A 6043-nucleotide genomic window follows, 5' to 3' on the forward strand; every position below is an offset into this window, starting at 1 on the left:
ATGCCGATGCCGATGCCGATGCCGGGGCCTGCGCCAGGGCGGCAGCGCCAGAAAGGGCCATCAAGGCGACCATTGCTCCCTTGAGCATGTCACGCATCCAAATCATGTGCACGATCCTTGTCTTGAAAAATCCTGAAGCCGGACTCGCCCGAAGGCCACCGGCGGCGCCAATGTATCACCGCGCCGCGACACCCGAGCCTGGTGATGGATCGCCAATGGCCGTCCGGGTTCCCTTCTCCTGCCCCCCCTGTGTGCGGGACAGGTAGTCGGCCACCGACGCGGCCGGCATCGGGCGGGCGATGAAGTAGCCCTGGATGTCATCGCACCCCAGGGCGCGCAACATCACCAGCTGCTCCTCGGTCTCGATGCCTTCGGCAGTGGTGTCCAGATGCAAGGCCCGGGCCAGGCTGATGATGGCCGTCACCACGGCCTGGGCGTCCTCGTCGCTGTCGAGCGAGCGCACGAACATGCCGTCGATCTTGAGCTTGTCCAGCGGGAAGCGCCGCAGGTAGGCCAGCGACGAGTAACCGGTGCCGAAATCGTCCATGGCCACCCGCACCCCGCGGCTGCGCAGGGCCGACAGGGTGGCCTGGGCCCCATCGTGGTCCTCGATCAGGGCCGATTCGGTGATCTCCAGCTCCAGGCGCTCGGGCGCCAGACCGGTCTGTTGCAGCACCTCGTCGACCAGGTCGATCAGCGATGAGCTGCGGAACTGCACCGCCGAGAGGTTGACGGCCACGCGCAACTCGCCCGGCCACTGGGTGGCGATGCGACAGGCCTCGCGCAGCACCCAGGTGCCCAGGTTGACGATCTGGCCGGTTTCTTCGGCCACGGGGATGAACTCGCCCGGGCTGATGAGGCCACGCTCGGAGTGCTGCCAGCGCACCAGGGCCTCGAAACCGATGACGGCGCCGGTCTGCAGGTGAACCTGCGGCTGGAAATGCAGGGTGAACTGCTCGGCAGCCAGGGCCAGGCCAAGCTCCTGCTGCAGGCGCACCCGCGAGCGGGCGGTCTCGGCCATGGGCAGGTCAAAAAAGCGATAGGTGTTGCGACCGGCCGCCTTGGCCGCATACAGCGCCAGGTCGGCGCACTGCAGCAGCGACTGTGGGTCGGCCCCGTCTCGCGGTGCCAGGGCCACGCCGATGCTGGTGCGCGACTCCAGCATCACGTTGTCGCATTGGTAGGGCTCGGCCAGCAGCACCAGCAGGCGCTCGGCCAGGGCGGCGGCCTCGGCCTCATCGGCATAGCGCCAGGTGAGCAAGGCAAATTCGTCGCCCCCCAGGCGGGCCAGCAGGTCACCGTCGACCACGCAGGTCTTCAAGCGGGCGCCCACCTTGCGCAGCAGCTGGTCGCCCACGCCGTGGCCGAAGGTGTCGTTGATGTTCTTGAAGTTGTCCAGGTCGATGAACAGCAAGGCACACGGCCGCTGCGCACCCTCCTGCCCCGCGCCCAGGCGTCCCAGCTCGGTGCTGAAGCGGTGGCGGTTGGCCAGGCCGGTGAGCGAGTCCTGGTTGGCCAGGCGGGCGAGCTCCTCGCGGGCCAGGCGGGTCTGGGTGATGTCCGAGCCCACGCCACGCCAGCCGGCGGCACGCCCTCGGTCGTCGAACAAGGGCTTGGCCGACAGCGCCCACCAGTGCAAATGCGGCCCCACCGACACGGGCAGCTCCAGGTCACGGAAGGGCTGCCCCATGCGGATGGAGGTGGTCAGGCTGGCCAGCGACTCGCGTGCCGCAGCGTCGTGTTTCGGCAGCAGCGAGGCCAGCAGCTCCAGGAAGGGCTGTTGCTGCAACTGCCGCTGAGACATGCCGAACGACTCCGCCAGGCGAGCCGAGACGTGGCGCAGGTGGCCGGTGGCGGAAATCTCCCACAGCCAATCGGAGGCATGCTCCTCGAAGTCCCTGAGCAACAGGTCGATCAGCTGCTTCTGGCGATCGGTTTCGGCATCGGCGCGCAGGCGGCTCATGAAGGTGCGCGCGTTGGCAAAGATCACACCCGACATCACCAGGGTGTAGACCACCAGCAGCACCATCAAGGAAGCGCTGGTGGCGTAGGTCGAGCTCAGCAAGCCGATGATGCTGCCCACCCCCAGCGTGGCCACGTAAGCCCAGGCCGCCAGCAAAGTGGGGCTGAGCATGAAAGCGCCGCTGCAGATCATGCCGACCACCACGGTGGCGATCAACAGGGCCTCGGCATGGCTGGCCTGGGGAAAGACGATGACCGGCATGACCGACCACAGCGCACCGTAGGCGATGACATGGGCCACCAGGGTGCGGGTGGCCCCCGGCATGGCCACTGGCCGGTGACCGGACGTGATCAGCTGACGCCACCAGAAAATGGCGATCGGCAGCGTCAGGGACACGGTCAGCCCCCAGACCACCAGCCAGACATGCGGCAGCGAGTCCCAGAAGACGCTGCAGATGACCAGGGTGTTGATGGCGTTGCCCACCGACACGAAAGGCATGATGCTCAGCAGCGCCAAAACCTGGCGCGCACGGAAATACCGGGCCAGAGGGCCGTCAAGGGCCTCGCCGGGCATGGCATCCAGCATCCAGTGCTCGATGCGCGACTTCCATTGGGTCGACCAGGATTGCTGGGTGGTGGACATCCCTGTCATGGCTGGGTAAAGCTGTGGCTGCTCATGAGATCGGCTCGCAGAGGTGAAACTTGACCGAAGCCCCAGGCTGGGCCCCACACAGACCGGGCTTTCGGTCGCATGGCACACCGAATGTGGATACGAAGCGGTGCCAGATCCACCTCAGGCCAGGGCCAGCGGATGGCGTACCATCTCCGGCTCCCTGCATTGCGATGCTGTCATGAATTCCGACAAAAACCTGTCTGACGCCGAACGCTCTTTGCGCGACGCGGCCCTGGAATACCACCGCCTGCCCAGCCGCGGCAAGGTGGCCGTGAACCCGACCAAGCCCCTGACCAACCAGCGCGACCTGTCGCTGGCCTACTCGCCCGGCGTGGCCTACCCTTGCCTGGCGATCGAGCAGGACCCGACCCTGGCGGCCGAGTACACCTCGCGCGGCAACCTGGTGGCCGTGGTCACCAACGGCACCGCGGTGCTGGGCCTGGGCGACATCGGCCCGCTGGCCTCCAAGCCGGTCATGGAAGGCAAGGGCTGCCTGTTCAAGAAATTCGCCGGCATCGACGTCTTCGACATCGAGCTGGCCGAACGCGACCCGGACAAGCTGATCGACATCATCGCCTCGCTGGAGCCGACCCTGGGCGGCATCAACCTCGAGGACATCAAGGCGCCCGAGTGCTTCTACATCGAGCGCGAGCTGTCCAAACGCATGAACATCCCGGTGTTCCACGACGACCAGCACGGCACGGCCATCATCTCCAGCGCTGCGCTGCTCAACGGCCTGGAGCTGGTGGGCAAGGACATCGCCCAGGTCAAGATGGCGGTCTCGGGCGCGGGCGCGGCGGCGATCGCCTGCCTGGAAGTGATGGTGGGCCTGGGGCTCAAGCGCGAAAACATCTTCGTGTGTGACTCCAAGGGCGTGATCCAGAGCGAGCGCGCCGACGCGCTGGCGGGCAAGCTCGACGAGTCCAAGCAGCGCTTCTGCCAAGTCACCTCGGCGCGCACGCTGGCCGACGTGATGGAAGGCGCGGACGTGTTCATGGGCTGCTCCACAGCCGGCGTGGTCACGGCCGAGATGGTCAAGACCATGGGCAAGCAGCCCATCATCCTGGCGCTGGCCAACCCCGAGCCGGAAATTCGCCCCGAGATCGCCAAGGCCGCGCGCCCGGACTGCATCATCGCCACCGGCCGCTCGGACTACCCGAACCAGGTCAACAACGTCCTGTGCTTCCCCTACATCTTCCGTGGCGCGCTGGACTGCGGCGCCACCAAGATCACCGAGGCCATGAAGCTGGCCTGCGTGCGCCAGATCGCCGACCTGGCCAAGGCCGAGATCTCGGACGAAGTGGCCGCTGCCTACCCGGGTCGCGAGCTGCGCTTCGGCCCCGACTACCTGATCCCCACGCCGTTTGATTCGCGCCTGATTTTGCGCATCGCGCCGGCCGTGGCCGAAGCCGCTGCCGCCTCGGGCGTGGCCACGCGCCCCATCGCCGACCTCCAGGCCTACCGCGACTCGCTGTCGCAGTTCGTCTCGAACACAGGCCTGTTCATGCGCCCGCTGTTCATCGGCGCCAAGGCCGCGCCGCAGCGCAAGCGCATCGCCTACGCCGAAGGCGAAGACGACCGCGTGCTGCGCGCCGCCCAGGTGGCCGTCGATGAAGAGCTGGCATTCCCCCTGCTGGTCGGGCGCCCCGACGTGATCACCACGCGCATCGAGCGCGCCGGCCTGCGCCTGCAGCCGGGCGTGAACTGCGAGATCGTCAACCCCGGCAAGGACGACCGCTTCAAGCAGTACTACGAGGCCTATCACAAGCTGCGCGCGCGTGACGGCATCAGCCCCGACCTGGCCAAGGTGGTGGTGCGCCGCTCGAACTCGCTGATCGCGACCTTGCTGGTCAAGATGGGCGACGCCGACGGCATGATCTGCGGCGTCATCGGGCGCTACGACTTCCACCTCGAACACATCCGCGACGTCATCGGCGTGCGCGAAGGCGCGCATGGCCTGGCCGCGCTGAACGCGCTGATCCTGGAGCAGCACAACCTGTTCATCGCCGACACCTTCGTCAACGAAGACCCGACGGCCGAGCAGCTCGCCGACATCGCCATGATGGCGGTCGAAGAGGTGCAGCGCTTCGGCCTGCCACCGCGCGTGGCCTTCCTGTCGCACTCGATGTTCGGCTCGAGCAACCGGCCTTCGGCCAAGAAGATGCGCCAGGCGCGCGACATCTTCGTGCAGCGCATGCCCCACATCCCCGCCGATGGCGAGATGCAGGGCGACGCCGCCTTGAGCGAATCGGTGCGCCACAAGTTGCTGCCCGACAGCACGCTGGACGGCACGGCCAATATCCTGATCTGCCCGAACCTGGACGCGGCCAACATCCTCTTCAACGTGCTGAAGATGACCGGCGGCAACGGCGTGACGGTGGGCCCGATCCTGATGGGCGCGGCCGCACCGGTGCACATCCTGACGCCTTCGGCCACCGTGCGCCGCATCGTCAACATGACCGCCGTGGCCGTGGGCCATGGCACGCCGGCCCAGGCTCGCTGAGTCGGGCCGCGAAGCCTCGGGCGCCGTGAGGTTGCCCGGGGCACTCCCTGCACAACATCGGTGCAGCACATAGACTGCCGCGATGAGCCAGTCCGCCGCCACGCCCTCTTCGACCTCCAACCTCGGGCTCGGCTACGCCGCCGCACTCGGCACCGTGGCCATCTGGGCGGGCTTCATCCTGATCTCGCGGCTGGGTGGCAAGAGCGCCCTCACCGGCTGGGACATCGTCGCGCTGCGGCTGGGCACGGCGGCGTTGATCCTGCTGCCGTTTTCACTGAAGCTGCCCGCAGGCACCTGGCGCGACCGACGCTTGTGGACGCTGGCGCTGATCGGTGGCTTGCTCTTTCTGGTGCTGGCCTACGCGGGCTTCAAGCTCGCACCGGCCGCACACGGCGGCATCTTGATGCCCGGCATGCAACCCTTCCTGGTGACGGCGCTGGCGTGGGCCATCCTGGGCACGCGCCCGCCGCGTCAGCGCGTGCTGGCCTTGTTGCCGATCGCACTCGGCGTGGTGTGCGTGGCCGTGCCGGTCATCGCGGGGCTGGGGCATGGCCCCTCCACCCTGCCGGGTGACGCGCTGCTGCTCACCGCGTCGGTGGCCTGGGCGGCCTACAGCGTGCTGGTCAAGAAGTGGGTGTACGACCCTTGGCTGCTGACCCGTTTCGTGGCCATCGCCTCGGCGCTGGTCTACCTGCCGGTTTACCTGTTGTGGCTGCCCAAGGGGCTGGACCAGGTGCCCGCTTCGATGCTGTGGCTGCAGGCGCTCTACCAGGGCATCGGCCCGACCATCGTGGCCATGATCCTGTTCCTCAAGGCGGTGTCCATCCTGGGGGCCGAGCGCATGGGCGCGCTCGTGGCCCTGGTGCCGGTGCTGGCCGGCCTGGGCGCCGTGCCCCTGCTCGACG

General features: G+C 67.7%; 3 protein-coding genes. 2 read left to right on the plus strand and 1 reads right to left on the minus strand.

Going from position 1 to position 6043, the window contains the following annotated elements:
• Positions 1-175: 175 nt before the first annotated feature.
• On the minus strand, positions 176-2614 hold the full coding sequence (locus B2W70_RS03270; RefSeq protein WP_286742809.1) for a putative bifunctional diguanylate cyclase/phosphodiesterase: 2439 nt from the start codon (positions 2612-2614) through the stop codon (positions 176-178).
• 199 nt (positions 2615-2813) lie between these two features.
• Here B2W70_RS03270 and B2W70_RS03275 point away from each other — a divergent pair, with 199 nt between their 5' ends.
• The gene (locus B2W70_RS03275) at positions 2814-5138 is read left to right on the plus strand and encodes an NADP-dependent malic enzyme (protein WP_286742811.1); all 2325 of its coding nucleotides are present in this window, start codon (positions 2814-2816) and stop codon (positions 5136-5138) included.
• Between the two features lie 82 nt (positions 5139-5220).
• On the plus strand, positions 5221-6043 hold an 823-nt coding region (locus B2W70_RS03280; RefSeq protein ID WP_286742813.1), incomplete at its 3' end, for a DMT family transporter.

It is taken from the genome of Aquabacterium sp. UBA2148 (genome assembly GCF_002328915.1).
GTDB lineage: Bacteria > Pseudomonadota > Gammaproteobacteria > Burkholderiales > Burkholderiaceae_C > Aquabacterium > Aquabacterium parvum.